Source organism: Streptomyces manipurensis (genome assembly GCF_049570255.1).
Classification (GTDB): domain Bacteria; phylum Actinomycetota; class Actinomycetes; order Streptomycetales; family Streptomycetaceae; genus Streptomyces; species Streptomyces manipurensis.
Genome location: NZ_CP186950.1, coordinates 6,560,072 through 6,586,448 on the forward strand (window position 1 = coordinate 6,560,072; position 26,377 = coordinate 6,586,448).

Genomic DNA, 26,377 nt, shown 5'->3' on the forward strand with positions numbered 1-26,377 from the left:
TGCGTGGTCTCACGCCGCGATCGGGCCTACCTTCGCACTGCTCCCACAGCCCCCACGAAAGGCAGCACCCATGCGCTCGATCCGTTGCGCCCTGACCGCCCTCGCCGCCGGTGGAATCCTCCTGGCGGGCGCGTCCGCCGCCTCGGCCGACGACGACTTCACGGTCTCCGCACCGATCAGCAACACGTACTCCTTCGTCTTCGGTGACCTGAGCCAGACCGCCGAGGACGACGTCTTCAACGCGGGCCGCGACAACACGGTCGGCTCCCACAACGGCGCCGCGCCGGCCGGTGACATCGGCCTGGCGTCCCTGCCGGGGACCCAGATCCTGAGCGACGAGGAGCTGATGCAGGGTGCGGTCGGCGGCTTCCTCGCCCAGTAGCCTGTAGCACCCGCAGCAGGGGACACCCGGCGGCGGCCCTCCCGAGGCCGCGGACCCGCGGCCTCGGGAGGGCCGCCGCTCCCGTACGTGCGGCCCGCGCCGCGCCGCTCGTACGGTCGTACGCTGGAGGCATGGCCGATCACAGCCGTTTCCACCTGGACCGGGACGGCCACTCCGTCACCGTCCGGCTGGACGGCGCGTCGCGGCCCGCCGAGGTCCTGGTGGACGGGCGGGTCGTGGCCCGCGGCCGTCTGTCCCGCGCCGGCACGACCGTCCTGGACGCCGAGCTCCCCGGAGACCCGCCGTGCCCGCTGCGGGTCACCCTGGCGGGGGCGGGCGGGGAGTTCCGCTGCGAGATGGAGGCGGGCGGGGTCCGCCACCCCGTGCCGCGCGTCCCCCCGATCACCGCCGGCCGGGCGGCACCACGCCCCGGAACCCTCCGGGTCGCGCGCAGACTGCTGCGCAGAGCGGCCCGCCGCGCCGCGGGCGGCCCCGCCCGGGGCGGCCGCTTCTGACGGGCGCGGACGGCGACGGCACCGTACCGGCGGGACCCGGCCCGAACCGACCCCGACCGGTCCGTGACGATCCGTCAACATCTGCGACGACGCGTCCTGGTGTTGTGACCGCAGGGGTCGTAGCAGGTGCGTGGGCAGCCAGCGTGCTCAGCCCCCTTGTCGTCGCGGACGGGAACACGGTCCAGCACAGACGGTCCGCCACGGCCCATACCGCTCCGTGAGGTCACGCGACCGAGCACCGGTCTGCAATCGCCACAGCACACCGTTGAGCACCTGCCGGTGATCACGCCACGGCCGCTTCCGTCGACTCACCCCGGCCTGCCACAAGATCAAATTTTGGACAGGTGGCCTTAGCATGGGCACGCCATCCCCCGTGCCATGTCCAGCCGACGGAAGACACCCATGCGCCTCCAGCGGATATCCGCCGCGACCGCGGCCCTCGCCGCGCTCACCACCCTTGCCACCGCCTGCGAGGACTCCCCCAAGCCGGGCGCGCCCGCCGCGAGCCCTTCCGTGAGTGCTGCGGGCGCCGTCCCCGCCTCCCCCACGGTCGCCGGCGCCGCACCCGCCACGCTGGCCGGGGCGCAGGCCCACGTACAGCAGTACACGTCCTGCGAGAACCTCGGCACCGACCCGAACGACAGCCGGGTGCCGCTGAGCGGCTTCATCGCTGCCGGGGACTGGGGCATCACGGAGCGCGGCGTCTGCACGGACAAGAAGGCGCGGGGCGAGATCGTCCTCTTCCTGACCCCGGACATGAAGGCCTTCCAGCAGGCTGCCAAGGACAACACCGCGAAGCTGCTCGCCGAGGGCCGGGTCGACACCGACCTCGCCAGCCGCACCGTCGTGGGCAAGACCTTCGCCCTGACCGCGCTCGAGACCGCCACCGCCGTGTCCCTGGTCGACCCGCCCAACTCCGACCTGCGCATCCTGAGCTGCAACCCCGACGTCTTCGTCCCGGAGGGGTTCAAGAAGGAGAAGGCCCTGGTCGAGGGTTGCTTCCTGACCGACTATGTCAACAGCCCCGACGGCCAGGGCAGCCCCCACCGCGGGGCGGTCCGCGACCCCTCCACCGAGGGAGCCGCGAAGCCGGTCCGGCCGTTCACCGGCAGCCCGGGCCTGCCGAGCGCCGGCAGCATCGCCGAGCTGAAGAATCTCGTCAGCCCGCACACGGTCGACTGCACGAGCATGACGGTCACCGACGAGCAGGTGCAGTCGATCGACTACATGCCGGTCGTCGACGGCCCTCCGAGCGCCTGGGGCGTCAAGCAGCGAGCGGTCTGCGGCCAGCTCGGAGGGGAGCAGCGCGCGCACAACCTGAACTGGCTGGACATCGTCTCCGACATGAAGACCCTCCAGACCAAGGCCAAGGTGGCGCAGCTGGCCGATCTGAAGGACGACGGGCGCCTCAAGGCCACTGCCAGCAAGCTGCTGGTCGGCACGAACATCGCCGTGGAGACCAACAACGTGAACGTCCGACGCGGGCTGTACCAGCTCCAGTTCCTGTACCTGAACTGCGAGACCGGTTTCACCGCGCCGGCCGGCTACCGGGCGGAGAAGGCCCAGGTCGAGGGCTGCGTCCTGACCAACTACGAGCGCCCGAGCTGACACACGGCCGTCCGGGGCGTGCGCGGCGCGCCCCGGTGGCATGGACCGGGGTGCTCCGCCATCCGTGCACCGGTTGCACCAGGAGCCCTCAGCGGATCAGGCCGAACGTGGCCGACGCCACCGCTGCGCCCACGGCCGTACCGGCGAGGACCTGGGCCGGTGTGTGGTCCCTCAGCGCCACCCGGGACCAGCCGACGGCGGCGACGAGCAGGTAGGCGGCGAGCACCCAGGGCCCGTACGCCATGGCGAGCATCGCGACGCTGCCCGAGGAGACTGCCGCGTGGACACTGATCTTCCAGACCGGGGTCACGGCGAGCAGGGCCGCCATGGTGACCAGCATCGCCGCGATCAGGGCGAGCACCGCCCGCGGGGCGCCGAGGGTCCACAGCAGCAGGATGCCGGTGGTGACGGACGCGCTGACGAAGCCCATCACGACCAGGCGCTGCCGCTTGGGCCCGACGTGCCGGTCGGTCCAGCGGCCGCGGCGGATGCCGTACTTGATGAAGGCGAGCGGGAGCACCGCGGCGAACAGGCAGCCGAGCAGGCCCCAGCCGATCCCGCTCACACCGCCGGTGTGCCATCCGACGAGGACGGTGTCGGCAATGATCCAGGTCTTGGGATCGAGCTGGTCGGTGACCAGGCGTGCGGCCCGTGACTCCTCGGGGCGGGTGATCGTGCCGGTCACGCTGCTGCCTCCTTGCCGGCGGTGACGAGGAACTCGTCGGCCACGGGAGAGTGGTAGATCCGGCCGAGCCGGACGAGCCGTTCGACCTCGGTGGTGAAGTCCAGGTCGTCGATCCCGTCGGTGCCCTGCTCCTGCGCGCTGCCGGACGGGGACGCGCCACCGGCCTTCGCCTCCCGGGCGGCGCGCAGCCAGAGCGCTTCGGCGGCCGGGCTGGTCGCCGGGTCGAAGCCGGCCCGCAGCGCGGCGGCCTGCGCCCGCTCGCGCACGCCGGGTGCCGCGTACGGGTCGAGGGCGAGGGCGGCGTCGCGGATCTCGATCACGCGCCGGTACAGGCGCAGCCGCGGGCTGCGCAGCAGTCCGGCCCGCAGGACGATGTCGGGGGTGACGGCGGTCAGGTCCTGCCAGAGGGGCTGCAACTCCCGGTGCAGGCGGCCGTCCTGGACGGTGCGCCAGGCCACGCCGAACGCGGGGATGCTGCTGCCGACGAGGATGAAGCCGATCGCCATGTACTTGAGGGCGTCGGTGGCGTTGTCGACGGTCATGTCGCTGCCGCTGTCGGTGAGGCCCACGAGGCGGCTCGTCATGTACGAGGCGCGGACCAGGGTGTAGAGGACGCCGACGGCGGTGCCGATGCCCATGAGGCGTACGCCCGTGCGCAGCCACAGGGCGCTCGCGTACCGGGCGCTGTCCCAGAAGAGCCAGGTGGCGGTCGCCATGGCGATGCCGAGGTAGACCACGAAGACGAGGTAGTAGGCGGTCGCCCACCCGTTGCCCGCGTTGTGCTCGAAGAAGTCGGTCACCTCCTGCGGGCGGGGGACGAAGAAGGCGAACAGCACCGCCATGACCGTCATCGCCGTCAGCGCGACGTAGTGGCGGACCCGCAGCCGGCGGCCGGTCTCGGGGCGGGCGATGGCGACCACGAAGTCGACGACGGCGCCGGCCGCGATCATTCCCAGCCAGTGTTTGACGAGGGTGGACAGGTTGTTCACCCCGGCCCAGTCGTCCAGGCGGAGCATCACTCCGGGCAGGCGCAGCGTCATGGACAGGGTCAGGGCGGCGAACGCCATCCACAGCGCCCGTTGCTTGACGGTCCGGACCGCTGACGGGACCCGCCAGAGCGTCACCGTCCAGAGCATGACCAGGACGGCGATTTCGAGTTGTTTCACTTCACGACCAGGTGTTTCGAACGGGGTGCCCGAGGGCGTCATGGAGACGTGCGAGTCGGTCCTCGGCCTCGCCGGAGGTCGACTGCGTGGTGTAACGGCCGGCCCGCTCGTGGATGAGCGTGGCCAGCGTCTCCGCCTGGCGCTCCTGCGGGCTGGCGAACTTGCTCCGCCCCATGAGCTGCGCCAGGCGGTCGATGTCGAGGCCGAGTTCCTCGTCGATCGCCTCGGACCGCCGGGCCACGCTCCTGATGCGGGCCGCCTCGGCACGGATGATCGCGGCCACGGGCAGGTCGGGCCGGTCGAGGCCGGACACGGCCGTCTGGGTACGGGTCAGCAGGCGCTGGAAGTGCTCGGAGGCGCGGGCGATCTCCTGCTCCGAGGGGCGTTCCGGGATGTCGAGTTCGGGGGCGACGTGGCCGAGGAGCATGTGGGAGATCTCGTGCAGCACGATCTGCACCTTGAGGATCTCGGCGGCCACCGCGTCGTAGAAGACCAGGTCGGCGACCTCCAGGCCGATCCAGATCCCGCACGGCAGGGCCGGGTCGGGCGGTCCGTCGAGGGGCAGCAGGATCAGGGGGCGGCCGCGCTGCTCGGCGATGCCCTCGCAGAAGGCCTCCAGGTCGAAGGGCTGGGGGATGACCAGGCGGTCGGCAATGGCGGCGCAGTCCGCGTCAGCGCGCTTCCACCACCGCATGTCGCCCTCCCCGCCCGTCGGCTCTCTCCGGCGTGAAGCGCAACCCTCCACTCCGTCCGCCCCATTCGTACTCCTGACCGTCCCGAGGGTATCCGGAAGCACCTCGGGCAGCCGAAGGAGGGCGATTCGACCGACCGAAACACCGCCGTTGACGCGGGTCGCATGGCCGGATCCCAGCCATCCCGCGAGCGGCGGTCCGCCCGGGGGCGTCCCGCCACGTCGATGCGGCCGGGAGCCGGCGGCCGGGAACGAGGGGCGGCCGCGGTTCACCCCCGCCGCGGGGCCCGCTCTCGGGGCGGCCCCGGGGGCCTGTTCTACGGCTCCTTGCGGCGGCGGCGTCGGGGGCGGACGTCCGGGAGGCCCTCGGCCTTGCGGAGTTGCTTGATCAGGCCGGTGACGGACTTCATGGACCCGGCGGACAGGCCGCTGAGGCGGAAGGCGGCGGCCTTGACCTCCTCGTCCTCCAGGACCTGGGCGAACTCGTCGGCCGCCGCGGCCTTGTCCATCTCCTCGCGGAGCCGTGCGATGCGCTCCTCGATCCGCTGCTCGATCGCCTCGGCGTTTTCGCCGTCCGCGAGGTAGCCGACCGTGACGCCGAAGAAGTTGGCGATCGCGCGGATCGAGTCGATACCCGGGTTCGGGTTGTTGTTCAGGCGGATGGTCTGGACCGTGCCGTGCGAGACGGAGGGGCCGGGCAGTTGCCGCGTGCCCTCGGCGATCTCCTGGTAGGAGTACGGTCCGCGGCCCGCCGGGTGGATCGTCTCGATCAAGAAGCCGAGGCGGTCACCCATGGTGTCCCGCCGGCCGGTGGGGGTTCCCTCACCCATCACCGTCACTGCTCCCGTCTACTGCTGGATCCCTGGTCCACCGCTGAACCACCGTTCTCATTATCTACCGCACTAGACGGACGTCGCCATACGGTCCAGCAAAGTACGTCTACCCCGCTAGCGGGCACCCGGGAAAAGTGACTCATGCCACGCCGTCGGGCCGCGCCTGCCCTGACGCTTGACAGGCCGTATGTGGGGTGACGTATGTTCATTCAGCCATCTAGCCCACTAGATGGCTCGGTACCCGAAGGCCGGACGCTCCGCGTCTAGCCAGCTGGGTGCCGTGGCTGGTGGGCCAGGTGGAAACGGGGGAGGGGGGCCGGTGTCCTCGCGGCGTCGGGCCTCCTCGGTAGAACCGCTGTTCGGGGGGATTCGCGTCCCCCCGGGCGGCGGAACGCCTCCTTGTCGGGGCGCGGCTCGTCGTGAGCCGGACCGTCTCGCCCGTGGGCTGAGGCGCGGGGGTCCTCAGTCCACGGGACGAGCGGCTGTGCTGCCGCCCGCGCGCGCACGACGCGCGAAGTGCCCGCCGCCGCCCGGTACTTCACCCTCCACCACGCTGCCCCGCGTGCATCTCCCGCCCCCGGCAGAGATGTTCGCCGTCCGCCACCTGTCGCCCGCGGCCGTCCGCCGCCGCCCGCCGCCGTACGTGGCCGAGGACATGCGGTCGCCGGACGGACATTCCGCTCATTACATCGTTCTCCTCACGCTGTCGCGCACGCTCGGTAGCGTGAAGCTCACAAGTGATCCGGTGCGGGTGGGACGTGAGCGCCGGACGTGGACCGTAGAAACAAGGGAGCGGACGCCGTGGCGAACGTAGAGGTGTCGTTGAAGGAGACGATCACGTCGATCGAGGGGGCGATGGGAGCCGCGCTCGTGGACTACACCAGCGGCATGGCGCTGGGGACCATCGGCGGGGGCAAGGACCTCGATCTGACGGTGGCCGCGGCGGGCAACACCGACGTGATCCGGGCGAAGGTCCGGACCATGGAGATGCTCGGCCTCAAGGACGAGATCGAGGACGTCCTGATCACGCTCGGCGGCCAGTACCACCTGATCCGGCTGCTCAAGCGCCGTGGGAACGACGGGCTGTTCCTGTACGTCGTACTCGACAAGGCCAAGTCCAACCTGGCCATGGCCCGGCACCAACTCAAGCGCATCGAAGCCAACCTGGACCTCTGACCCGGATTCTTCCGTGCCCACGCATGCCCACTAATTGAAGAAATCTTCAATCCGGCAAGTCTGAAACCGGTAATACACGGGTGTGCGTGGGCCGGTCCGCACGAATGATGGGTACCGGTGGCCGGCCGGCGGGCCGCGAGCCCGCGCGGCCCCGGCCGAGGTCTGACGCAACAGCAGGAGCACCCATGGGAATGCAGGTACCCCTCTACCAGGCAAAAGCCGAGTTCTTCCGCATGCTCGGACACCCAGTCCGCATCCGTGTCCTGGAACTCCTGCAGAGCGGTCCCGTGCCCGTACGCGACCTCCTGGCTGCCATCGACGTCGAAGCGTCGAACCTGTCCCAGCAGCTGGCCGTCCTGCGCCGCTCCGGCATCGTCATCTCCATCCGCGACGGAGCGACCGTCAGCTACGCCCTCGCCGGCGGGGACGTGGCCGAACTCCTGCGCGCGGCCCGCCGCATCCTGACCGAGCTCCTGGCGGGCCAGACCGAACTCCTCGCCGAGCTGCGCCAGGTGGACCCGCAGAGAGAGGGCGCCGGGAGAGGCACCGGCCGCTGACCCGGTGGGCGCCCGGGGCTCAGGCCCCGCCCGCCGGGCCGGCGGCCCGGCGCAGGCGCTCACGGCGCGGGCAGTCAGGCCGCAGGCGCTCACGGCGCCGCGTCACCCACAGCACCGCCGCCGCGTAGAGCAGCACCAGCGGGACGTCCACGGCCACGGCCGCCCCGTGCATGTCGGCGGCGGTCTCCTGCGCGTCGAGGGCGCCCGCGATCGCGGCCGCGATGCCCATCGAGACCAGGTTGTTGAGGACGTGCAGGGCGATCGCCGCCTCCAGCCCGCCCGTACGGACGGTCAACCAGCCCGTCACCGCACCGAACACGACCAGGTCGGCGAAACCCCACACCGTGCCCCACCCGTGGGCCGCCGCGAACAGGACCGCCTGCGGTGCGACCGCCACCCACGGCGAGCGGCACCAGGCCCCCACCGCCTGCAGCAGCCACCCCCGGAAGACGTACTCCTCGGCCGCGGCCTGGAAGGGCACCAGGACGCACAGCACGGCGAGCCCCGTGAGGAACGCCCGCGTCCCCGCCCACTGCGTCGAGCCGTCCTCCCCCGGCGCGGCAGGCAGCAGTGCCAGGACCGCCATCGTCAGCAGGACCAGGGGCAGGGCCAGCCCCAGGCACACGGCCAGCCGGCGCCACCGCAGCCGGCCCTCGACCGACGACACCGTGCCCGCCGGACGGCCCTGCACGGCGTGGGCGGCCAGCAGGACGACGGGGAGCGCCACGGCTATGGACGCCAGCGACAGGGCCAGGTCGGCGTGGGTGCCCCAGGAGACCACGCCGTCGGCGCCCAGCGGCCGGCCCACGAGGTGGCCCGCCACCTCCGACGCGATGAACACCCCCAGCATGAGCGCGAACACCCCCGCGACCACCAGGCCGGTACCGGCCAGCGGCCGCCACCAGTCGTGCCGCCCCGCCGCACGGGCCATCCGGTGGTACGCCGGGGGCCCCGGCGGGACCGCGGCGGCCGGGGGCGAAGGCGGGGCGTCGGGAGCCGTCGTCTCACTCGTCATGGCCCCAGCATTCGTCATGCCACCGGGAACCGGACAATCCGCTCACGGGGTGCCGGTGCCCGTTCCGGCACCGCCCCCGTGCCGCCCCGTCCGGCCGGGGCCGCCGTGCGCCCCAAGGGGCCCGTTGACACGCGGTGACCTGCGGACGGAGACTGCGGGCGCGCCCCACCGGGCGTGCCCGGCGGCGTGCCCCGGTGCCCACACCGGCACCGCCGCGCCGCCGCCCGTACGGATCCGCCCAGGAGAGCCCCCATGAGCATCCGCACCGTCCGCGACGTCTACGTGGTCGACGCCGTCCGCACCCCGATCGGCAAGTTCGGCGGTGCCCTCGCCGGAGCCCGCCCGGACGACCTCGCCGCACACGTGGTCCGCGCCCTGGTGGACCGTACGCCCGACCTGGACCCGGCCCGCATCGACGACGTCGTCTTCGGCGACGCCAACGGCGCGGGCGAGGACAACCGCGACGTGGCCCGGATGGCGGTGCTGCTGGCGGGGCTGCCGGTGAGCGTCCCCGGGGTCACCGTCAACCGGCTCTGCGGATCCGGACTGGAGGCCGTGATCCAGGCGGCCCGGGCCATCGCCCTCGGTGACGCCTCCGTGGCCATCGCCGGCGGCGTCGAGTCGATGAGCCGCGCGCCCTGGGTGGTGCAGAAGCCGGAGAGGGCCTTCCCCGCCGGGCACCAGCAGATGTGGTCGACCACGCTGGGCTGGCGGATGACGAACCCGCGGATGCCCGCCGAATGGACCGTCTCCCTCGGCGAGGGCGCCGAGCTGGTCGCCGACAAGTACGCCGTCACCCGCGAGGCCCAGGACGCCTTCGCCCTCGGGAGCCACCGCAAGGCCGCGGCCGCCTGGGCCGCCGGGCTCTACGACGACGAGGTGGTCCCGTACGCCGGGGCGGACCTGGCGCGCGACGAATGCATCCGGGAGGGCTCCACGCCCGAGGCGCTGGCCCGGCTGAAGCCCGCCTTCCGCACCGACGGCCGGGGCACGGTCACGGCCGGGAACGCCTCCCCGCTCAACGACGGCGCCGCCGCCCTGCTGCTCACCGACGAGGAGGGCCTGGCCGCCACGGGCCGGGAGCCGCTGGCCCGGATCGGCGCCGCGGCCGTCACCGGGATCGAGCCCCAGCTCTTCGGTCTCGGCCCGGTCGACGCCGTGCAGCGCGCCCTCGGCAAGGCCGGGCGGGGCTTCGGCGACCTCGCCGTCATGGAGCTCAACGAGGCCTTCGCGGCCCAGGCGCTGGGCTGCCTGGCGGCCTGGCCGGAGCTGGACCCGGCCGTCGTCAACCCGCGCGGCGGTGCCATCGCGATCGGCCACCCGCTCGGTGCCTCGGGAGCCCGGCTGGCCGGGTCCGTCGCCCACCAGCTGGCCGCGGCGGGCTCCGGCACGGGCATGGCGGCGCTCTGCATCGGCGTCGGCCAGGGCATCGCCCTGGTCCTGGAGCGCTGAGCCCGCGCGCTCCCTCGCAGCGGCGGGCCGACCCGTTCCCCGGGCCGGCCCGCGCCTGCCGGGAGGCGGTCCCGTCGATCGTTTCCGGTCAAGGTGAACCGTCAACTGCCCAATAACTGAACAGAAGTGGCGCCTCCCTTCTGGCACGATGGCGCGTGCTGCCGCCCTCCTCGTCCGGCACCCGCCCATCCCCACCCGGAGGCCCCGCGCCATGCCGCTCCTCGACCCGACGCTCTGGCAGGACGGACCCACCCTCACCGGCGGTGAAGCCCCCGTCGTCGAACCCGCCACCGGACGCGCCCTCGCCACCCTGACCCTCGCCGCCCCCGCCGACGTGGCCGACGCCGCCGTCCGCGCCCGGGCGGCGCAGCACGACTGGGCCCGCACCCCGCACACCGCCCGGGCGGCCGTCCTCCGGCGCGCCGGGGACCTCTTCACGGCCCACGCCGACGAGCTGCGCACCTGGCTGGTCCGCGAATCCGGTTCCATACCGGGCAAGGCCGACTTCGAGCTGCACACCGCCGCCCAGGAGTGCTACGAGGCCGCCGCGCTGGCCTCGCGCCCGGCCGGGCAGGTCCTGCCCAGCGAGGCCCCCCGGCTGTCCTTCACCCGCCGGGTGCCGGCCGGTGTGGTCGGGGTCGTGGCCCCGTTCAACGCCCCGCTGATCCTCGGGATCCGCTCGGTCGCCCCGGCCCTCGCGCTCGGGAACGCGGTGCTGCTCAAGCCGGACCGGCGCACCGCCGTCTGCGGCGGCCTCGCCATCGCTGCCGTCCTCACCGCCGCCGGACTCCCCGCCGGCCTGCTCCAGGTCCTGCCCGGCGGCGCCGACACCGGCGCCGCCGTGGTCACCGACCCCTTGGTCCGGGTGGTGTCCTTCACCGGCTCCACCGCCTCCGGCAGGTCCGTCGGCGAACTGGCGGGCCGTCACCTCAAGCGCGCCCACCTGGAGCTGGGCGGCAACTCGGCCCTCGTCGTGCTGCGCGACGCCGACGTCGAGGCCGCCGTGGCCCAGGCCTCCTGGGGCTCCTTCTTCCACCAGGGCCAGATCTGCATGACCGCCGGCCGGCACCTCGTCCACGCCTCGCTCTACGACGAGTACGTCGAGCGCCTCGCCGCGCGCGCCGAGGAACTGGCCGTGGGGGACCCGTACCGCGAGCAGGTCCACCTGGGCCCGCTGATCGACCGCGCCCAGCTGGACCGCGTGCACTCCCTGGTGGTGGCCAGCACCGAGGCGGGCGCCAAGCTCGTCGCCGGCGGCACCCACCGGGACCTCTTCTACCGCCCGACCGTACTGGCGGGAACCGCGGACGACACCCCCGCCTACGCCGAGGAGGTCTTCGGGCCCGTCGCGCCCGTACGGTCCTTCCGCACGGAGGAGGAGGCGGTCGAGCTCGCCACCGCCGGACCCTACGGACTCTCCCTCGGGATCGTCACCGGCGACGCCGGCCGCGGCCTCGACCTCGCCGAACGCATCCCGACCGGGATCGCCCACGTCAACGACCAGACGGTCGGCGACGAGGCGGTGGCCCCCTTCGGCGGGGTCGGTGCCTCCGGAACCGGAGCCCGCTTCGGCGGCGAGGCGAACCTGGACGCCTTCACGGAACTGCGCTGGACCACGGTCCGCGGCACCCCCGCCCCCCACCCCTTCTAGGGCCCGGCCGACGGATCCGGGCCCGGGTCACCAGCCGCGTCGGGTGTGGGTGGCGCGCAGGTGGGCGACGAGGGAGCGGCGCAGGTCGCGGTCCTCGGGGGTCTCGACGGGCATGTCGAGCTGGATGATGCCGACACCGGCCGCGCGGAGCCAGCCGATGCGGGCGGCGACGGTCGCGGGCGAGCCGACGAACGCGCCCGCCAGGGCGCGCGAGACGTAGGCGGCGAGCTGGTCGGGGCCGGGGGAGCGGCCGCGTTCGCGGTCCCGGTCGAGCTCCACCGTGTCCAGCCAGCGGGCCGCTCCGGGGCCGGAGGTCAGGCGCAGGGCGTCCCGGCGGATGCGGCGGGCCCGCTGCTGGGCCTCCGCGTCCGTCGGCGCGGTGATCACGGTGACGTGGCGCCAGATCCGCAGGCTCCGGCCGTGGGCCGAGGCCGCCGCGTGGGCCCCGGCGATGGCCCGGCGGGTGGCGATGAGGGGCAGCGGCGACACCGCGTAGACGTCGGCGTACCGGCCGGCGAGCGCCACGCCCTCCGGGGAGGAGCCGCCGAAGGACAGCAACTCGGCGCGGGGGCGCGGGAACAGGCCCGCCCGGGCGCCCCGGACGGTGTAGAACTCGCCGTCGTGGTCGAAGCCCTCCGGCGAGGTGAGGGTGCGGTGGAAGAGGTCCAGGTACTCGGCGGCCCGGCGGTAGCGGGCCGTCTTGGGGAGGGTGTCGCCGTCGCGGGCCACGTCGGCGTCGCTGGAGCCGACGATCACGTGGGCGGCGGCCCGCCCGCCGGAGAGCCGGTCCAGGGTGGCCAGCGAGCGGGCGGCCGCGGTGGGCGCGGTGGTGCCGACCCGGTGGGCCACCGCCACGCGCAGCCGGCTGGTGGCCGCCAGCGCCCAGGAGGCCACCAGCCAGGGGTCGGGCCAGGAACTCGACTGCGTCACGAGAGCACTGTCGAGGCCGTCCTCCTCGTTCTCCCGGGCCGTGCGGGCCACGAACTCCGGGTCGGCGTCCCGCTCGCGGGGCGCGGGGGCGAAGCGCAGGGCCTGGCGTTCCTCGGGGGTGTCGCCCGGCACGGGCGCGGCGCGGACACCGCCGCGCAGGTCGAGTTCCGTTTCCATGGGGGTCTCTTGGGAGGAGGGGAGGGGGACGGGTTCAGTGGGCGGCGGCCGGACCGAGCCGGGTGAGGGTGTCCAGGACCCGGGCGCGGCTGACGAAGACCTCCGGCGGCAGGGACACGTACAGCTGGATCGTGGTCACGCCCGGGCGGTGGTAGCGCAGGATGCGCTCGCGGCACTCCTCGGGGGAGCCGCTGATGAAGAGACCGTCGACGACCTCGTCCGGGAGCGCCTTCTGGGCGCCGTCCACGTCGCCGTCGGCCCACCGCTGGTGCGTCTCGCGCAGCAGCTCGCCGTGGCCCAGCCATTCGTGGAACCTGCGGTAGGGCTCGCGGTTGAGGATCCAGGCGAGGAAGGGGCGGGTGGCCCTGTGGGCGTAGTCGGTGTCCTCGGTCGGGCAGACGAACACCTTGACGACGAGTTCCTTGCCCGGCGGCTGCGGGCCGACCGCGTCCAGGATCTTCGGTACGTCCTCGGGGAAGAGGAGATTGGTGATGGCCCCGTCGCCCTCGTCGAAGCCCAGGCGCAGCATGCCCGGCCGCAGCGCGCCGAGGATCACCTTGACGGGGTCGGCGGGCGGGTGCGGCAGCCGGTAGCCGGTGATGGAGAAGGTGTCGAAGTCTCCGGCGATGTGCTCGCCGCGCAACGCCCGGGTGACGAACCGCAGCACGTCCCGGGTGCGTTTGAAGGGTTCGTCGAACGGGATGCCGTTGATGTCGGTGACGTGCGCGGGCACCGAAGCGCCCAGGCCCAGCAGGAGCCGTCCCGGGGCCAGTTGGGCGAGGGTGGCGGCGGTCTGCGCCAGTACGGCCGGGCCGCGGGTGTGCACGGGGACGATGCCGGTGGCGATGCGCAGGGAGGGGGACCAGGCGGCGGCGGTGGCGAGCGGGGTGAAGGCGTCGGTGCCGCCCCCCTCCGCGCTCCACACGTCCGTGTAGCCGAGGTCGGGCAGCCGCTCGACGAGGAAGCGGTGGCGGTCGATGGTCAGTCCGGGCAGCGGCAGGGTGAGGCCCCACTTCGGGGGCAGACCGGGCGCCGGTGCCGTGTGCGGTAGGGGAGTGCGGTCGGAGGTCGTCATGACGCCACCCGGACGGTCGTGAGGTCGAGGAACCAGGACTGCGGCTGCACCAGGCCGTCCACCTTCGGGGAGAGCGCCCGCGGGTTGCGGTCGTTGACGACGAACAGCCAGGGGGCGTCCGCGGTGACGAGGCCGAGCGCCTTGGTGTAGGCGGCCTCGCGGAGGGTCCGGTCGGCCTCCGCGCCGGCGGTGGCCAGCAGCCGGTCGACCTCGGGGTTGCTGTAGTGGCCGGTCCAGAAGCGGCTGCCGGTGCCGATGAACAGCGGCAGCAGCGCCTCCGACTGGAAGAGGGTGGTGGACTGGGCGATGGCCTGCGAACCGCGCGCCACCTCGCCCTTGGCCTCGGCGCTGATCAGCGTCGACCAGTCGGTGGTGCGGATCTCCACCGTGATGCCGACGGCCGCCAGGTCGCGCTGCACGGCCTCGGCGATGGGCACCGGGACGAGGTTGCCGGAGCCGCCGGTGGGGACGGTGACGGAGGTGGAGAAGCCGTCCGGGTAGCCGGCTTCGGCGAGCAACTGCCGTGCTTTCGCCGGGTCGTGGCCGAAGGTGTCGCCCGCCGGGTCGTGGGCGAAGGTGCCGCGCGGGGCGGCCTGCAGCGCGGGCGCGGCGGTGCCGTGCAGCAGCTTCTCGGCGATGGCCTCGCGGTCGATCGCGTAGTTGGCCGCGCGGCGCACCCGGGGGTCCTTCCACGGCTCGGCCGCGGTGTCGAGGATCCAGTACCAGAGGTGGTCGTAGCTGTTGGTGACGATCTCGACCCCGTCGGCCTTCAGGCTCGGGATGTCGTCGGGGTTCGGGTACTCGATCCAGTTGACCGAGCCGGAGCGCAGTGCGGCCGTCCGCGCGGCGGCGTCCGGCAGCGCCTTCACCACCAGCTTGTCCAGCTTCGGCGCCCCGCGCCAGTAGCCGTCGAAGCGGGCGAGTTCGATCTGTTCGCCGGCCGTCTGCCGGACGAAGCGGAACGGGCCCGTGCCGACGGGCTGTTCGGAGAACTTCGCCGAGCCGGTCTTGCGGACGGCGGTCGGGCTGGCGATGAGGACGTGGGCGAGGTCCTGGGGGAAGTGCCCGTTGGGTTCCTTGGTGACGAGCCGGACCGAGTCCTCGGAGAGCTTGGTGTACGTGGTGATGCCGCCCGCGTACTCGCCCGCCGCGGCGCCCAGGGCGTCGGTGTAGTAGGGGCTCTGCTTGTTCAGGTAGCGGTCGAGGTTGAAGAGGACGGCGTCGGCGTCGAACGGGGTGCCGTCCTGGAAGTTCACGCCCTTGCGCAGCGTGAACGTCCACGTCCTGCGGTCCGGGTCGACCTGCCAGGAGGTGGCCAGGGCGCCGGTGATCTCGGACGGCCCGTCGGCCTTCGAGAGGTCGTAGCGGGTCAGGCCCTCGTAGAGCTGGAAGCTCACCAGGCGCTTGCCCTCGAAGCCGGCGCCGCCGATCACCGTGTCGGGGTTGGGGAGTTTGCCGGTCGCGCCGATGACGAGGGTGCCGCCGGACTGTCCGCCGCCCGCGCCGGCACCGGCGGTGCCGGCGCCGCAGCCGGCGGCGGCGAGGCTCAGGGACAGCAGGGCGACGAGGCCGCCGAGCCGTCTGCGGGCGGAGGGACGGGGGTGCCGGTGTGGAGGCCGGTGCGAGTGGTGGTCGTGCGTCATGGGTTCCTCGTCGTCGCTGTCGTCGCTGTCGTTGCTGTCGTCACTGAAGGGGTGGAGGTTTCGCCGGCCGGTCCCGGATCGCCGGGCCGGGGCGGCGTGGGGGGTTCGGGGGTGCTGCTCGTGCCCGTGGCGGATCCGGGGCCCGTGCCGGTGTCGTCGGCGGCGAGCAGGGCCCGGGTGTAGGGATGGCGGGCAGCGGACCACAGGGCCGCGCCGTCGCCCTCCTCCACGACCCGGCCGGCCCGCAGCACCACCACGCGGTGCGCGAGCCGCCGTACGACGGCCAGATCGTGGGAGACGAACAGGTACGCCAGGCCCAGGCGGGTCTGGAGGTCGGTGAGCAGCTCCAGGACCTGGGCCTGCACGGTGGTGTCCAGGGCCGAGGTGGGTTCGTCGCAGACGATCAGGTCGGGGCCGGTCGCCAGCGCGCGGGCGATGGCCACGCGCTGGACCTGCCCGCCGGACAGCCCGCCCGGGTGGCGCCGGGCCAGCTCCGGGTCCAGGCCGACCTTGCGGAACAGGTCGGCGACGATCGCGGGGCGTTCGCGGCGGGGCGTGCCCTGCGCGCGCAGGGCGAACGCGACCGCCTCGCCGGCGCGCAGCGCCGGGTTCAGCGAGCCGCGCGGCTGCTGCGGCACGAACTGCAGGCGGGCGCGCACGCGTCGCCCGGTGGCCCCGCGCAGCCGGTGGGGGTCGTGGCCGTCGAAGCGTACGGTCCCGGCGTCCGGCGCGAGCAGCCCCAGGGCGAGCCGGGCCAGGGTCGACTTGCCGGACCCCGACTCCCCGACCAGCGCGACGGTCTCCCCGCGCGCCACCCGGAGGGACACCCCGGCCACGGCCAGCGGCCCGCGCGGGTACCGTTTGGCGACGCCGTCGAGGCGGAGCAGGTCGTGGTGCTGCGTCATCGTCATCGGAGGGCTCCCGGCTGTGCGGCCACCAGGGCGGCGGAGTACGGGTGCCGAGGAGCGGTCAGGATCTGCTCGGCGGGACCGGTCTCGACGATGCGGCCCGCCCGCATGACCGCCACCCGGTGGCCGATGCGCCGGGCCACCCTCATGTCGTGGGTGACCACGAGCAGCGACGCGCCGCTCGCCGCGAGCAGGTCCAGGACCCGGGCGCGCACCAGGGCGTCGAGCGCGGTGGTCGGCTCGTCCGCGATCAGCAGCCCGGGCGAGCAGGCGAGGGCCAGGGCGATGACGGCGCGCTGGCGCTGCCCGCCGGACAGCTCGTGGGGGTGGCTGCGCGCCGCCCGCTCGGGGTCGGCCAGGCCGGCCGACTTCAGCAGCGCGGGCACGGCCGCACGGGCGGCCCGCCGGCCGGCCGCCACCCGGTGCCGCAGCAGCACCTCGACGAGCTGGGAGCCGATGCGGCGCAGCGGGTCGAGGCCGGCGTCGGGGTCCTGGGGGACGTATCCGATGCGGCGGCCGCGTACGCCGGACAGGGCCCGTTCGTCCAGGGCGCGCAGGTCGGTGCCGGACAGCAGGACGCCGCCGCCGACCCGGGCGGTGGGACCGGGCAGGCCGAGCACGCTGCGGACGAGGGTGGACTTGCCGCTGCCGGATTCGCCCAGCAGGACCACGGCCTCCCCGGGGTGCACGGTCAGGGACACCCCGTCCACGGCCCGGACCGCACCGTGGGTCACGGTCAGGTCCACCACGTCCAGACGTTCGGGAGCGCTCATCGGGCGGCCTCCGCGAGCAGCGCCCGGCCGGCTCCGGTGCCCGTGCGCAGGGCCTGGCCCAGGGAGTTGAAGACGACGGAGACGACGAGGATCGCCAGCGCGGGCAGCACGGCCACCTCCGGGCGGGTGAGCAGGCTCGGCCGCAGCTCGTCCAGCATGGCGCCCCACTCGGCGGCCGGCGGCGGCACGCCCAGGCCCAGGAAGGACAGCCCGGCCGCGTAGACGATGGCCAGCCCCACCAGCGAGGACGAGTACACGAGCAGGACGGGGGTGACGGCCGGCGCAACCTGCCGGACGGCCACCGCCACCGGGCCCGCTCCGCTGACCCTGGCCGCCTCCAGGTACTCCGCGCCGCGGATGCGCCGTACCTCGGTGAACGCGACGCGGGTGACCGCCGGGGTGAGGACGACCGTCAGCGAGACCACGGTGGCCGACAGCCCCGGCCGCATCACGGTCGCGACGGTGATCGCCAGCAGGACGCCCGGGAAGGCGTACAGCACGTCGAGGGTGCGCAGCAGGGCGTGCTCGGTACGGCGCCCGCCGAGGCCCGCGGCGATGCCGAGCAGTCCCCCCGCGACGGTGGCGACGGCCACCGGGAGGAGCCCGCCGAGCAGCGAGGGACCGGCCGCTACGAGCAGCCGGCTGAGGAGGTCGCGCCCCTGGGTGTCGGTTCCCAGCAGGTGTCCCGCGCTGCCCGGCGGCAGCAGCCGGTCCCGCAGGTCGCCCGCGTCGGGGTCCTCCGGGGCGAGCAGCGGCCCGGCGACGGCGAGCAGCAGCAGGGCCGCCGCCGCGACCGCGGAGACCGGGGGTCGGCGGCTCACAGCGCGGCCCGCAGACGGGGGTCGACGAGCGCGTGCGCGGTGTCGACCAGGATGTTGACGCCGACGAAGGCGACGGCGACGAGCAGCACCCCGGCCTGGACGAGCGGCAGGTCGCGCGCGGTCAGCGCGTCGTAGAGCAGCCGGCCCACGCCCGGCCAGGCGAACAGGGTCTCCACGAACACCACTCCTTCCAGCAGGTAGGCGAGCTGCAGCCCGCCGATCGTGAGCAGGGCCGGCGAGGCGTTGTGCACGCAGTGCCGCAGCACGGCCGCACGGCCCAGACCGCGGGCGCGCAGCCCGTCGGCCAGGTCGGAGCGCAGCACCTCGCCGAGGGCGGCGCCGAACACCCGGGCGGTCAGGCCGAGCGGGACCACCGCCGCCGCCACGGCGGGCAGGACGAGGTGGTGCAACCGGTCGGCCGCACCGCCGTCGGCGAACACGTTCCGGGTGCCGCCCGCGGGGAACCAGCCCAGCCCGACGGCGAACACGGCGATGAACAGCAGCGCCACCGAGTACTGCGGGGCCGACACGGCGAGCGTGGCCAGCGCCCGCGACAGCCGGGCCGCGGGTCTGCGGGGCCGGCCGGCACCGAGCGCACCCAGCAGGGTGCCGCCCACGAGCACCAGCAGGAACGCGGCGCCCGCGAGGAGCAGGGTCTGTCCGAGCGCCGGCAGCAGCAGCTCCCCGACCGGGCGTTGCGCGGAGATCGAGACGCCGAGGTCGCCGCCGAGCGCGTGCCGCAGCCACCGGACGTAGCGCACCGGCAGGGGTTCGCCCAGCCCGAGGCGTTCGGTGAGCTGCTCACGCGCCGCGACGGGGGCGCCGGGTCCGAGGAGCGCCGCCACGGGGTCGCCGGGCACCAGCGCGACGGCGGCGAACACCACGACGGTGACGCCCAGCAGGGTGGGCACGGCGAACAGCACGCGCCGCAGCAGGTACCGCCTCATCCGTCGGTCCCCCGGGGCAGACGTGGGTGGGCGGTCATGCGCTGGTCCTTCCCTGGCCGGTGGGCGGTGCGGGAGCAGCGTGCGGCAGGGCGGAGGGCGGGAACCAGCCAGGTGTTGATGCGGGTACTCGTGGTCATAGGACAGGTCGTACGGAATACACGCTTCCCTCATATGGGCGTGATCCGGCCTTGGTTGACCCCCGTCGAACGGCGGAATTAAGCTGTCCGCATGGTCAAACGGCGAACCGACTTCACCCTGGTCGGTATCGGCGGCTCGTGGCACCGCAGGTCTTTCGACGAGTCCTGTCGCCCCTCATCCGGGCGCTGAGCCGACGGTCCGCCCGTCCGCCCGCCCTCTCCGCGCTCCAGGCCGATCCGCCAACGCTGCCGAGGGACCCCCCGTGAAGCCGTACCGCCGTTCCCGCGCCGTCTCAGGTGCCATGTCCCCTTCCATACGCGGGGGTTCGTGGTGAACGCGCTGAACACCGCGAGCGCCGCCGCCGCGACCGCCACCGCGACGACCCCGTTCACCAGACCCCGGGCCCCGCTCCACGCGGAGATCGACAACCCGCTCGACCTGATCGCCGGACACCAGCTGCTGACCGAGGCGGGGGAGTGGACCGGCCGCCAGCCGCCGCTGCGCGCCCACCGGGCGGGAACCACCTGCTCCTGCGGCCACCCGGGGTGCGCCGGACCGGGCGCCCACCCCGGTCCGCCCGTCACCCGCGTCTTCCTCGCCGAGTGCCATCCGGTGGCCAGCGCGGGGCTGCGCAGCGTCCTGAACGCGGACCCCGGCATGAGCGTCGTCGGCAGTACGGGTGATCCGCTGCGGCTGCCGGACGCGCTGCGCCGGGTCCGGCCCGACGTGGTGCTGCTCGGCGGGGGCGGCTCGCTCGCGGAGGACCTGGCCCTGGTGATCCGGCTGCGCGCCCCCGACGTGGTGCCCACGGCACGGGTGCTGCTGCTGCGCCGGGCCGGGAGCACCGCCGAGGTGAGCCGCATGCTGCTGGCGGGCGCCTCCGGCTGCTTCCCCCTGGACCTGCCGGAGGACCGGATCGTGCGCGCGGTCGGCATTGCGGGCGCGGGCGGCTCGGTGTTCCTGCCCGCGCCGCCGCAGGCCCGGACCGGGGCGGCGGGCACGGCCGCGGCCGCCGCCGCCCCCGAGCCGCTGCCGCAGCACTGCGGGCTCACGAACCGGGAGAGCCAGGTCCTCGCGCAGCTCGCGCGCGGTCTGAGCAACGCCGAGATCGGACGGGAACTGGCGCTGGCCGAGGCCACGGTGAAGAAGCACCTCACCCACGCGATGCGCAAGACCGGTCAGTCGGACCGGCTGCGGGCGGCCCTGTACGCGCACCGCCACGGCATGGCGGGCTGACGGGCCGGCTCCGCACCCCGCCGGCGGGCGAGCGCCTGCGAGGCATCCGCACACCCTGCACACCCCGCGCACCCCGAACATCCCGAACACCACCTCCGACGGGCGGGCTTCCCCTGGGACGCCCGCCCTTTTCGCGCGCCGGGAAGGGCGACCTTCGGAGCAGTTCCGGGGCGCCGATGGTCGCCACCGGCGCCGCCCTTCGGGGCTTCTGGCGCGGTCCGCCCCTTCGTAGCGTTGCCGCACAACAGGACCCGACCGGGTCCGCCCCCCACCGTCACCCACCGCGAAGGAGGCCGGAGATGAGCGATGCGCCCGCAGGAGGCATCGCGCGAGGCGGTTCCGACGGGGTTCCGGCGGCCGCCGGGGACGGCTCCGCCGGCCCCGGACAGGCCCGACGTCCCGTCACCGCCGTACTGGGAGCCCCGCGCGCACCCGGCGCGTACCCGCCGCCGGCCGAACGGCTGCGCAACACCTACCGGAGCATGCCGGACGCCGAGCGGTCGGCGCTGTGGCGGCAGCGGCTGCACGAGACCGAGGCCGGACTGACCCGGCTGCTGGCCTCCCGGCACGACACCACCCACCTGGCCGACTGGTTCGCCCTGCAGTCGGGGATCTTCGCGGACCTGCCGGACGCGGAGGCCGCCGGTTCCGTCGAGTGGCAGCGGGTGTTCTTCCGCGGCCAGGCCCTGATGGAACGTTTCCTCGTCGCCCGCTACGGAGAGCACGCCCTCGCCGCCTGGGCCCAGGCCATCGCCGAGGTCCACCGCGACGTCGAGCCCGACCACGGCCGGGGCGCCGCCGACCCCGTGCACCGCATCGCCCGCCAGGCCGAACTGTACGGATCCGACTACGAGTTCGACGACGGCCCGGACACCGGGGACGCCACCCGGGCGGCCCTCACCATCACCCACTGCGCGATCTGGGACTACCGGGAGAAGGCCCGCCGCTCCGGCGTCCGCCTCACCCTCGCCTCCCCGTGCACGTACTGCACGAAGGCCCTGTCCTCGAACATCCGGGCCAAGGGCTTCGAGCCCTCCCACAGCCTGCGCACCGGACCCACCGGCCACGGCTGCCGCTGGGAGGCCACCGCCGCGCAGGCCCCGGCCGCCGACCCCACCGAGACCGAGGAGCACTGATGTGCGGCGTCAGCGGATGGCTCGACTGGGCCGCCGACCTGCGTACCCGCGGAGCCACCGTCCACGCCATGACCGAGACCCTGGCCTGCCGCGGCCCGGACGCCGCAGGCACCTGGCTCTCCCGGCACGCGGCACTCGGCCACCGCCGGCTGTCCGTCATCGACCTCGACGGCGGCGCCCAGCCCCTGGAGGCCCACGGCACGGCCCTCACCTACAACGGAGAGCTGTACAACCACACCGACCTGCGGCGCGAGCTGGAAGCCCTCGGCCACACCTTCCACAGCCGCTCCGACACCGAGGTCGTCCTGCGCTCCCACCTCCAGTGGGGCGCCGACGCCCCGCGCCGCTTCAACGGCATCTACGCCTACGCGCTCTGGGACGGGCCCGCCGAGGAACTGCTCCTGGTCCGCGACCACCTCGGCATCAAGCCGCTGTACTGGCACGCGCACGCCACCGGCGTCCTCTTCGGCTCGGAACCGAAGGCCGTCCTCGCCCACCCCGACTTCCGCGCCGAACTGGACGCAGAGGGCATCGCCGAGCTGTTCGCGCTGCCCGCCGCGCCCACCGCCGGCCACGGCCTCTTCCGGGGGCTGCACGAGGTCCGTCCCGGCCACCTGGTCCGGGTGCGCCGCTCCGTGACGCGGGAGACCCGCTACTGGGAGCCGGTCTCCCGGCCGCACACCGACGACGCGGCCACCACCCGCCGCACGGTGCGCGAGCTGCTGGCCGACGCCGTGGAACGCCAGCTGATGAGCGACGTGCCGCTGTGCACCCTGCTGTCCGGGGGAGTCGACTCCAGCGCCATCACCGCGCTCGCCGCCCAGGCCCGCGAACGCTCCGGGCAGGGCAAGGTCAGCAGCTTCTCGGTGGACTTCCCCGGCAGCGCGGACCGTCCGGCCGACGCCTGGCGCACCGGCGCCGACGCCCCCTTCGTACGGGCCGCCGCCGAGCACATCGGCACCCTGCACACCTCCGTCGTCATCCCCGACGACGATCTCCTCCAGGCCCGCCAGGCGGTCCTGCGGGCCCGGGACCGGCCCGGCTGGGGCGAGATGGACGCCTCGCTGCACCTGCTCTTCCGCGAGGTGCGGCGGCGCTCCACGGTCGCCCTGTCCGGGGAGGCCGCCGACGAGGTCTTCGGCGGCTACCCCTACTTCCACGACGCGGCCGCCCGCGCCGCCGACACCTTCCCCTGGCTGCACGGTCGCACCACCCCCGCCGCGCTGCTGCGCCCCGAAGTACGCGCCGAGGTCCGGCCGGAGGAGTACACCGCCGACCAGTACCGGGCCACGCTGGCACGGACCCCGTACCTGCCCGGCGAGAGCGGACCGGACCGCCGGATCCGCGAGCTGTTCCACCTGGCGCTCACCCGCTGGCTGCCGCCGCTGCTGGAACGCGTCGACCGGGTCAGCATGTCCGTCGGACTGGAGGTGCGCGTGCCGTTCTGCGACCACCGGCTCGTGGAGTACGCGTGGAACGTGCCCTGGTCGCTCAAGGCACCCGGCGGCCGGCCCAAGGGGCTGCTCCGCGACGCCGTGCGCGACCTGCTGCCGGCCGAGGTCGCCGACCGGCCCAAGAGCGGCTACCCGTCGACACCCGCCGTGCGCTACACGGAGGTCCTCACCGAAAGCGCCCGGGAACTCCTCGCCGACCCCGCCGCCCCGGTCTTCGACCTGGTCGACCGGGAGACCGTACGCCGCGCCCTGGCGGAGGGCCGCCCCCTGCCCAGCCCGCGCACCGCACCGAACCCGGTGGGCGGCCTGGACCACCTCGTGCAGGTCGACGAGTGGCTGCGCGCCTACCGGGTGGGGCTGCGGTGAGCGCCCCGCACACCGGGACCCCGGCGCGCGCCCCCGCCACCCGCCCCGGGCCGGCCCACGCCGGACCGGCCCCGGTCCGGCGCGCCGGCGCGGGCACCGAGGCCTTCCGCGCGGCCGCCCGCCGCTGGACCACCGGGGTCGCCGTGATCACCGCCCGGCACGGCGGGGAGGTCTTCGCCAAGACGGTCTCCTCCCTGTGCACCCTCTCCCTCGACCCGCTCCTGGTCAGCGTGGCCGTGAGTGCCCGCAGCCCGCTGGCGGCCGCGGTCCGCGCCGACGGCCGGTACGCGGTGTCGGTGCTCGCCGGCCATCAGGAGCCACTGGCCCGGCACTTCGCGGCGCCCGGCGCCGGCCGCGCCCGCGGACCGTTCCCCGCGGCCCCGATGAGCGCCCGCACCACCGGGGCGCCCGTACTGGAGGACTGCCTCGCCTGGTTCGACTGCCGCCTGCACACCGAACTGCCCGGCGGGGACCACGCCGTCCTCGTCGGACGGGTCACCGCGGCCGGTGCGGTGCCCGGGGAGCCCCTGATCTACCACCACGGCGAGTACCGCACGCTCGCCGACCCGCCCCTACCTCCGACGGGAGCCCGTACATGACCCTGCTGGACACCTCCGCCGCCACCGGCCGGGGGCTGCTCACCGGCGACCGGTACCGGAAGGAACTCGACGACGGCCGCGAGCTCTACCTCGACGGGCAACGGGTGTCCGACCCGGCCGGGCACCCGGCCTTCGCTCCCGCCGTCGACGCCCTCGCCGGCCTGCTGGACCTCCAGCACGACCCCGGCCACCGCGACCTGCTCACCTTCGAGGACCCCGGCAGCGGGGCCCGGCTCGCCCGCGCCTACCAACTGCCGCGCACCCCGCAGGATCTGCGGCTGCAGCGCCGCAGCGCCGAGTTCTGGCACGCCAACGCCTTCGGCCAGCACGGCCGTTCCCCCGCCTTCATGGCCTCGATCGCGGTCGGCGTCTACGACTTCCGCAACCGGCTGGAGGAGTCCCGGCCCGGCTTCGGCGCCAACGCCGAGGCCTGGTACCGGTACTGCGCCCAGAACGACCTCGTCCTCTCGCACGCCCTCGGCGACCCGCAGATCGACCGCTCCACCGACCCGGTGGACGACCCCGACCTGGCACTGCGCGTACTGGAGGAGAACGACCGCGGCATCGTCGTGCGCGGCGCCAAGCAGCTCACCACCCTCGCGCCGCTCGCCCACGAGGTGCTCGTCTACCTGTCGGCCTCTTTCGCCCAGCGGCGCGGCGAGCAGTTCGTCGTCTGGTTCGCGCTGCCGCTGAACACCCCCGGCCTGGTGACCCTGTGCCGGGAACCCCTGGGCGCCGAACCGTGGGGCCACGCCCACCCGCTGGGCGCCCGCTACGACGAGCAGGACGCCATGCTGTTCTTCGACGACGTCCTCGTCCCGTGGGACAGGGTCTTCCTGCTGAAGGACGCGGCCCTCGCCCGCACCGGACTGGCCCGGATCAACGCCTGGTCCGCGTACATCGCGCACGTCCGCTACCGGGAGCGGCTGCGTACCCTGCTGTCCACCGCCACCCTGGTCGCCGAGAGCATCGGGGTCGACGGCTTCCGCAACGTCCAGGAGGACCTGGGCCGGCTCGCCTCGTACGCCGAGCTGACGGAACTCTTCCTGGACGCCGCCGAGGCCCGCGCGGCCGTCACCGACGGCGGGCTGCTCGCCCCCGGCGACACCGCCGCGAGCCGGGTCTGGTCGGCCGAGGTCGCCGACGGGGCGGTGGACGTCCTGCGCCGCATCGGGGCCTCGGGGCTGCTGATGCAGCCCACCGAGAACGACCTCGCCCATCCCCGGCTGCGGCCGCTGCTCGACCGCTACATGCGCGGCCGGGGCATCGACGCCGAGCGCAAGTCCCGGCTGCTGCGGCTGGCCTGGGAGCTGACCGGCGACGGCTTCGGCCAGCGCCAGCACCTCTACGAGCTGGTCCACCGGGGCGACCTCGCCCGCAACCGGATCAACCTGTTCAAGCGGTACGACCAGAGCGAGGTGCGCCACCGCCTGGAGCGGTTCATCGCCACCCCCTCGGCCGCCCCGCAGGCCGTCCTGGCGGGCACCGCCCCGGCCACCCCGACCGCCACCCCCGAGGAGCGACCGTGACCGTGTCCGACACCGAGGCCCAGGCCGCCGTTCTCGGCGGCTACGACGACGCCAGCCGGCTGCGCCAGGTGCACGACCGCGACTGGGTGCTCGACCGGGTGACCGGCGATCCGGAGGTGCTCCTCGATCTCGGCAGCGGCATCGGCCAGTTGCTGCAGGCGGCCCTGGACCGGCACCCCTCGCTGCGGCTCGCCGTGGGCCTGGAGCGCTCCGGGCACCGGCTGGCCGAGGCGGCCGGCCGGCTCGGCCCGTACGGCTCCCGGGTGGCGCTCCACCGCGCCGACCTGACCGGGCCGGAGCCGCTGCCGTACCGGGCGGACGTGGTCACCATGACCTCCGTGCTGCACTGGCTGTACCCCGTGGAGCACCGGGTGCTGGGCTGGGTGCGGGACCACCTCGCGCCGGGCGGCAGCTTCCTGCTGACGACGTACCACCCGGACCGCGACGAGCACGGGTTCGGCGGCGAGGACGACATCGTGCGGGACGCCCTGGTGGAGCTGGGCACCGCACGGGAGTCGGTGCCGCCGCTGTTCCACGGGCACGGCGTGCTGCCCATCGCGACCCGCACCCGTCCCGCGGACGAACTGGGCGAACTGCTCGGCCGGTTCTTCACCGTCGAGGACCTGTGGGAGCGGGAGGCGGTGGTCACCGTACGGGACGCGGCGCAGTACGAGCACTTCCACGCGGCCACGTTCGGTGACTACTACGCGTCCCTGCTCGAGCCCGCCCGGCGGGCCGAGTTCTTCCGGGCCGTCGGCCGGGCGGGCTGGGAGCGCCAGCGCCGCCGGGGCCGGGTGAGCGCCATGCCGGTCCGGCTGTGGAAGCTCAACGCCCGTTCCGGCGGCACCGCCTAGAGTGAAGAGAGCGGAGTCCGGGGCGCCCCTCGCGGGGGCGCCCCGCACCCGTGCGCCCAA

General features: G+C 74.3%; 26 protein-coding genes and 1 pseudogene. 13 read left to right on the forward strand and 14 right to left on the reverse strand.

Annotation, left to right across the window (positions count from 1 at the left end; genetic code table 11):
• Nucleotides 1–70 precede the first annotated feature (70 nt).
• Together ACPU2J_RS29780 and ACPU2J_RS29785 are read left to right on the forward strand one after the other, a co-directional pair.
• On the forward strand, nucleotides 71–382 hold the full coding sequence (locus ACPU2J_RS29780; RefSeq protein WP_423834405.1) for a hypothetical protein: 312 nt from the start codon (nucleotides 71–73) through the stop codon (nucleotides 380–382).
• A gap of 131 nt (nucleotides 383–513) precedes the next feature.
• Complete coding sequence (locus tag ACPU2J_RS29785) at nucleotides 514–897, forward strand: hypothetical protein (protein WP_389070959.1); 384 nt, start codon at nucleotides 514–516, stop codon at nucleotides 895–897.
• 192 nt (nucleotides 898–1,089) lie between these two features.
• On the opposite strand, the pseudogene ACPU2J_RS29790 reads toward ACPU2J_RS29785, so the two are convergent.
• Nucleotides 1,090–1,254: pseudogene (locus ACPU2J_RS29790) on the reverse strand (transposase); the annotation flags it as partial.
• A gap of 45 nt (nucleotides 1,255–1,299) precedes the next feature.
• Between ACPU2J_RS29790 and ACPU2J_RS29795 the strand changes: the two are divergent.
• Nucleotides 1,300–2,505 carry a hypothetical protein gene (locus ACPU2J_RS29795; protein WP_423834406.1) on the forward strand — a complete coding sequence of 402 codons (1,206 nt, stop codon included), beginning with the start codon at nucleotides 1,300–1,302 and terminating at the stop codon, nucleotides 2,503–2,505.
• An 88-nt stretch (nucleotides 2,506–2,593) separates the two neighbouring features.
• Here ACPU2J_RS29795 and ACPU2J_RS29800 read toward each other — a convergent pair whose 3' ends face one another.
• The 4 genes from ACPU2J_RS29800 to ACPU2J_RS29815 all read right to left on the reverse strand — a co-directional run bounded on the left by ACPU2J_RS29800 (nucleotide 2,594) and on the right by ACPU2J_RS29815 (nucleotide 5,877).
• Nucleotides 2,594–3,190: a hypothetical protein gene (locus ACPU2J_RS29800; protein ID WP_365071144.1), complete on the reverse strand. Its 597-nt coding sequence runs from the start codon at nucleotides 3,188–3,190 to the stop codon at nucleotides 2,594–2,596.
• Entirely contained in the window at nucleotides 3,187–4,356 is a 1,170-nt protein-coding gene (locus tag ACPU2J_RS29805) for an MAB_1171c family putative transporter (protein WP_423834407.1), read from the reverse strand. Before ACPU2J_RS29805 ends, ACPU2J_RS29800 begins: the two co-directional genes overlap by 4 nt.
• A 1-nt stretch (nucleotide 4,357) precedes the next feature.
• A complete protein-coding gene (locus ACPU2J_RS29810) occupies nucleotides 4,358–5,050 on the reverse strand; it encodes a hypothetical protein (RefSeq protein ID WP_420078823.1) in 693 nt (230 codons plus the stop codon).
• 314 nt (nucleotides 5,051–5,364) lie between these two features.
• Nucleotides 5,365–5,877, reverse strand: coding sequence for an XRE family transcriptional regulator (locus tag ACPU2J_RS29815; RefSeq protein WP_361607714.1), 513 nt, complete (start codon nucleotides 5,875–5,877; stop codon nucleotides 5,365–5,367).
• 804 nt (nucleotides 5,878–6,681) lie between these two features.
• On the opposite strand from ACPU2J_RS29815, the gene ACPU2J_RS29820 reads away from it, so the two are divergent.
• Nucleotides 6,682–7,056, forward strand: a complete 375-nt coding sequence (locus ACPU2J_RS29820; protein ID WP_361607717.1) for a hypothetical protein — start codon at nucleotides 6,682–6,684, stop codon at nucleotides 7,054–7,056.
• A 191-nt stretch (nucleotides 7,057–7,247) separates the two neighbouring features.
• A complete protein-coding gene (locus tag ACPU2J_RS29825) occupies nucleotides 7,248–7,613 on the forward strand; it encodes an ArsR/SmtB family transcription factor (protein ID WP_361607729.1) in 366 nt (121 codons plus the stop codon).
• Nucleotides 7,614–7,632: 19 nt separating this feature from the next.
• Here ACPU2J_RS29825 and ACPU2J_RS29830 read toward each other — a convergent pair whose 3' ends face one another.
• A complete protein-coding gene (locus ACPU2J_RS29830) occupies nucleotides 7,633–8,628 on the reverse strand; it encodes a lysostaphin resistance A-like protein (RefSeq protein ID WP_423834408.1) in 996 nt (331 codons plus the stop codon).
• A 252-nt stretch (nucleotides 8,629–8,880) separates the two neighbouring features.
• Here ACPU2J_RS29830 and ACPU2J_RS29835 point away from each other — a divergent pair, with 252 nt between their 5' ends.
• Nucleotides 8,881–10,080 (forward strand): thiolase family protein, encoded by a 1,200-nt coding sequence (locus tag ACPU2J_RS29835; protein ID WP_420078821.1) that lies wholly within the window; start codon nucleotides 8,881–8,883, stop codon nucleotides 10,078–10,080.
• Between the two features lie 211 nt (nucleotides 10,081–10,291).
• Nucleotides 10,292–11,731 (forward strand): aldehyde dehydrogenase family protein, encoded by a 1,440-nt coding sequence (locus ACPU2J_RS29840; RefSeq protein ID WP_423835025.1) that lies wholly within the window; start codon nucleotides 10,292–10,294, stop codon nucleotides 11,729–11,731.
• A gap of 27 nt (nucleotides 11,732–11,758) precedes the next feature.
• On the opposite strand, the gene ACPU2J_RS29845 is transcribed toward ACPU2J_RS29840, so the two are convergent.
• The 8 genes from ACPU2J_RS29845 to ACPU2J_RS29880 are packed head-to-tail and all read right to left on the reverse strand — an operon-like array spanning nucleotide 11,759 to nucleotide 19,142.
• Nucleotides 11,759–12,838, reverse strand: coding sequence for an LLM class flavin-dependent oxidoreductase (locus ACPU2J_RS29845; RefSeq protein ID WP_420078820.1), 1,080 nt, complete (start codon nucleotides 12,836–12,838; stop codon nucleotides 11,759–11,761).
• A gap of 34 nt (nucleotides 12,839–12,872) precedes the next feature.
• Nucleotides 12,873–13,913 carry an LLM class F420-dependent oxidoreductase gene (locus ACPU2J_RS29850; protein WP_420078819.1) on the reverse strand — a complete coding sequence of 347 codons (1,041 nt, stop codon included), beginning with the start codon at nucleotides 13,911–13,913 and terminating at the stop codon, nucleotides 12,873–12,875.
• Nucleotides 13,910–15,556 (reverse strand): ABC transporter substrate-binding protein, encoded by a 1,647-nt coding sequence (locus ACPU2J_RS29855; protein ID WP_420078818.1) that lies wholly within the window; start codon nucleotides 15,554–15,556, stop codon nucleotides 13,910–13,912. The genes ACPU2J_RS29850 and ACPU2J_RS29855 overlap by 4 nt, the downstream gene beginning before the upstream one ends.
• Complete coding sequence (locus tag ACPU2J_RS29860; RefSeq protein WP_420078817.1) at nucleotides 15,553–16,467, reverse strand: ABC transporter ATP-binding protein; 915 nt, start codon at nucleotides 16,465–16,467, stop codon at nucleotides 15,553–15,555. The genes ACPU2J_RS29855 and ACPU2J_RS29860 overlap by 4 nt, the downstream gene beginning before the upstream one ends.
• Nucleotides 16,464–17,237, reverse strand: a complete 774-nt coding sequence (locus tag ACPU2J_RS29865; RefSeq protein WP_423834409.1) for an ABC transporter ATP-binding protein — start codon at nucleotides 17,235–17,237, stop codon at nucleotides 16,464–16,466. The genes ACPU2J_RS29860 and ACPU2J_RS29865 overlap by 4 nt, the downstream gene beginning before the upstream one ends.
• Complete coding sequence (locus ACPU2J_RS29870) at nucleotides 17,234–18,058, reverse strand: ABC transporter permease (RefSeq protein ID WP_361607747.1); 825 nt, start codon at nucleotides 18,056–18,058, stop codon at nucleotides 17,234–17,236. The genes ACPU2J_RS29865 and ACPU2J_RS29870 overlap by 4 nt, the downstream gene beginning before the upstream one ends.
• A complete protein-coding gene (locus tag ACPU2J_RS29875; protein WP_423834410.1) occupies nucleotides 18,055–19,005 on the reverse strand; it encodes an ABC transporter permease in 951 nt (316 codons plus the stop codon). Before ACPU2J_RS29875 ends, ACPU2J_RS29870 begins: the two co-directional genes overlap by 4 nt.
• Nucleotides 19,002–19,142: a hypothetical protein gene (locus tag ACPU2J_RS29880; protein WP_420078815.1), complete on the reverse strand. Its 141-nt coding sequence runs from the start codon at nucleotides 19,140–19,142 to the stop codon at nucleotides 19,002–19,004. Before ACPU2J_RS29880 ends, ACPU2J_RS29875 begins: the two co-directional genes overlap by 4 nt.
• A 328-nt stretch (nucleotides 19,143–19,470) precedes the next feature.
• Between ACPU2J_RS29880 and ACPU2J_RS29885 the strand changes: the two genes are divergently transcribed.
• The 6 genes from ACPU2J_RS29885 (at nucleotide 19,471) to ACPU2J_RS29910 (ending at nucleotide 26,317) form a co-directional block, all read left to right on the forward strand.
• Entirely contained in the window at nucleotides 19,471–20,379 is a 909-nt protein-coding gene (locus ACPU2J_RS29885; protein WP_420078814.1) for a response regulator transcription factor, read from the forward strand.
• A gap of 299 nt (nucleotides 20,380–20,678) precedes the next feature.
• The gene (locus tag ACPU2J_RS29890; protein ID WP_423834411.1) at nucleotides 20,679–21,515 is read left to right on the forward strand and encodes a hypothetical protein; all 837 of its coding nucleotides are present in this window, start codon (nucleotides 20,679–20,681) and stop codon (nucleotides 21,513–21,515) included.
• Nucleotides 21,515–23,335, forward strand: a complete 1,821-nt coding sequence (gene asnB, locus ACPU2J_RS29895; protein WP_423834412.1) for an asparagine synthase (glutamine-hydrolyzing) — start codon at nucleotides 21,515–21,517, stop codon at nucleotides 23,333–23,335. The genes ACPU2J_RS29890 and asnB overlap by 1 nt, the downstream gene beginning before the upstream one ends.
• Entirely contained in the window at nucleotides 23,332–23,934 is a 603-nt protein-coding gene (locus ACPU2J_RS29900; protein WP_423834413.1) for a flavin reductase family protein, read from the forward strand. Before asnB ends, ACPU2J_RS29900 begins: the two co-directional genes overlap by 4 nt.
• Entirely contained in the window at nucleotides 23,931–25,463 is a 1,533-nt protein-coding gene (locus tag ACPU2J_RS29905) for a 4-hydroxyphenylacetate 3-hydroxylase family protein (RefSeq protein ID WP_423834414.1), read from the forward strand. Before ACPU2J_RS29900 ends, ACPU2J_RS29905 begins: the two co-directional genes overlap by 4 nt.
• Nucleotides 25,460–26,317 (forward strand): class I SAM-dependent methyltransferase, encoded by an 858-nt coding sequence (locus tag ACPU2J_RS29910; RefSeq protein ID WP_420078809.1) that lies wholly within the window; start codon nucleotides 25,460–25,462, stop codon nucleotides 26,315–26,317. Before ACPU2J_RS29905 ends, ACPU2J_RS29910 begins: the two co-directional genes overlap by 4 nt.
• Nucleotides 26,318–26,377 lie beyond the last annotated feature (60 nt).